The sequence below is a fragment of the Bradyrhizobium sp. genome (genome assembly GCF_017881085.1).
Taxonomy (GTDB): Bacteria; Pseudomonadota; Alphaproteobacteria; order Rhizobiales; family Xanthobacteraceae; genus Bradyrhizobium.
The window spans coordinates 1-2662 of the sequence record NZ_JADGRI010000486.1; the positions used below are offsets into that span (position 1 = coordinate 1).

Sequence of the window (2662 nt, forward strand, 5' to 3'; positions counted from 1 at the left end):
GTCCTTCCTGCCCTAGATGGTCGGCAGCACTCGCAGCGGCTCGCACGATAAGTGAGCGCGCCGCACGTTGTCAAATCGCATCCAACGCCGACCCCCGGTATCGCGGCCAAGGGCGACCCTATTAACAGAGCCGAGACCGGCGTCGCGGAGCCGCAAATAGCGAAGCAAAGCCGGTCTTGGCGGGCGGCGATTGGTGAGCGGGAGATTATGCGCGGTTCTTGAAGCGCCAACTGTCGTTGCCGGTCTCGACGATATCGCAGTGGTGTGTCAGCCGATCGAGCATGGCGGTTGTCATCTTGGCGTCGCCGAACACCTGAGGCCAATCGGCGAAGGCCAGATTGGTGGTGATCAGCAGTGATGTGTTTTCATAGAGTTTGCTGATCAGGTGGAACAATAACTGCCCGCCAGACTGACTGAATGGCAGGTAGCCGAGCTCGTCGATGACGATGAGGTCGTGGCGCAGCAGCTTCTCGGCGAGCCGGCCGCTGCGACCGGCGGCCTTCTCCTGCTCGAGTTGATTGACCAGATCGACCAGGTTGAAGAAGCGGCCTCTGGCGCGAGCACGGATAACGGCTGAGGCGACGGCGATGCACAAATGGGTTTTACCGGTGCCGGTGCCACCGATGAAGATCGCATTGCGTTTGGCGTCCAGGAATGTACCGGTGGCGAGTTCGCGCACTTGTCCTTCATCGATCGGCGTATCGGCGAAGGTGAACGTGTCGATATCTTTTAAGACCGGGAACTTGGCTCCGCCGATGCGGTAGCTGATCGAGCGGGCCTGCCGGTGGGTGCGTTCCGCCCGGATCAGACTGGCGATGAGCGGATAGATCTCATCGCGCCGGGTGAGCCCTTTGCCCGCAATCTCATCGAAGCTGGCGCGCATGCCGTAAAGTTTTAGTTCGCTCATGGCTTCCAAAATCTCGTGGCGTTCCATTAGGCGATCTTCCTTATGCGGTCGTATCGGCCACAATCGGCCGCGGGTTCGATCTTGAGGCGAAGCGCATCAGGCGTGGTGATGCTGGGTGGTGTCGCGGGCTGCTGCCGGCGCGCCAACACAGTCAGGATCACATCGCCACTGGCGATGCCGGCCTCCAACGCTTCCGTACAGGCGGCCTCGACCGCTGCCATGCCGTGATCCAGCACCGCGCTCAATACCTTGACGAACTGTCGGTCCCCGTCGGCGTGTTGCTTCAGCTTGGTGCGGACCTGGGTCAGCGCGGGCGGCAGTGCCCAATCCTTGAACGGGGCGCCGTTGCGCAAGGCGCCGGGCTTCTTCAGCAGGACCGGCAGATAATGCCAGGGATCGTAGATGATCTGGTCACGTCGGAACTGACGTGGGTGATCGGCGACCACCTCGTCGTCCAGCAACACGACGATGCGTTCGGCATGGGAGCGCACCAGCACCATTCGCCCGGCGGCACGCGCATCGACGCTGTAGCGATTGTGATCGGCCATGATCAGGCAAGTGGTGCTGGCCCGCACCGCCTTCTCGACGAACCCGTCGAAGGGGCCGCGCAACTCCATCAGGCTCGCGCGTTCCTCCTGGAACACCTCCCAGATCGTCCGCTCCTTGAACTCTGGATGCTGGGTCCGCTGGGCGTAGGCGATGCACTGATCTTCCAGCCACGCATTCAGTTCGGCGAGGCTCTTTACCCGTGGCTTGGGCCGGAACATTTGGTCGCGCAAATTGCCGACCTGGTTCTCGACCTGACCCTTCTCCCATCCCGAAGCGGGCGTGCAGGCCACCGGCTCGACCAGATGGTGCGAGCACATTTGCAGAAAGCGGAGATTATATCGGCGCGCCTTGCCGACAAAGATCGCCTCGACCGCCGTCTTCATGTTGTCGTAGATGCCGCGTCGGCAGACCCCGCCATAGAATCGGAACGCCCTGTCGTGGGCGTCAAACACCAGCTCCTGGGTCTCGCGAAAGTAGACCCGCACAAACGGCATGCGGCTGTGCGACAACTTCATGTGCGCCGCCTTGACCGTAAGCGGCAGGCCCGCAAGCGTGATCGTCTCGTGGCTCCAGTCAAACTGGTAGGCTTCTCCTGGCGCGAAGCTCATCGGCACATAGGCATGCACCGGAACCCGGACGTGCTCATTACGCCAAGCTTTGACGAACCGATGTACGCTGTCGTGGGCGCCGTCATATCCGCGCCCGCGCAACTCCTCGAACAGCCGCTGCGTCGACCGGCGTTCTCGCTTTGGCAGCTTGGCTTCCTGCTCCAGGATCTCCGTCAGAACCTCGACCCATGCGCCAATCTTGGGCGCGGGCTGGACTCCGCGCTCGTACTTGAACTCGGTCTGGTGGCTTCGCACGACCTTGCGCACCGTCGCGCGCGATACCGATAGCGTCCGCACAATCTCCTTGATCGAGCGATGTTGCTCAAAATAGGCGCGTCGAATCTCGCCGATCTTCTCCACGCCAATCATTCCCCAAAGCCCTTCCCAGCCCAGCAGGGCTAAAGGGAAGGACGCTGACACAACACGTCAGAAGGGGTCGGAATTGGATGCGAAAATCCCCCTCAAGGGGTCACTATTGTCCGCAATTTTGCACGCGAAGGTGGAGGTACAGTTCAACCCCGCACTCAGTTTTGGAGTTTAGATCGGTCCTAAGGGCGACGCCGTCAAAGATTGAACGGCACCCGGGAGGCGTCGGAAG

At 61.3% G+C, this 2662-nt stretch carries 2 protein-coding genes; both read right to left on the reverse strand.

Features of this window, described 5'->3' with window-relative positions; genetic code table 11:
• Positions 1-205: 205 nt before the first annotated feature.
• Positions 206-934, reverse strand: coding sequence for an IS21-like element helper ATPase IstB (gene istB / locus QZ213_RS27010; RefSeq protein WP_291689102.1), 729 nt, complete (start codon positions 932-934; stop codon positions 206-208).
• On the reverse strand, positions 934-2433 hold the full coding sequence (istA, locus tag QZ213_RS27015; protein WP_291689103.1) for an IS21 family transposase: 1500 nt from the start codon (positions 2431-2433) through the stop codon (positions 934-936). The genes istB and istA overlap by 1 nt, the downstream gene beginning before the upstream one ends.
• Positions 2434-2662 lie beyond the last annotated feature (229 nt).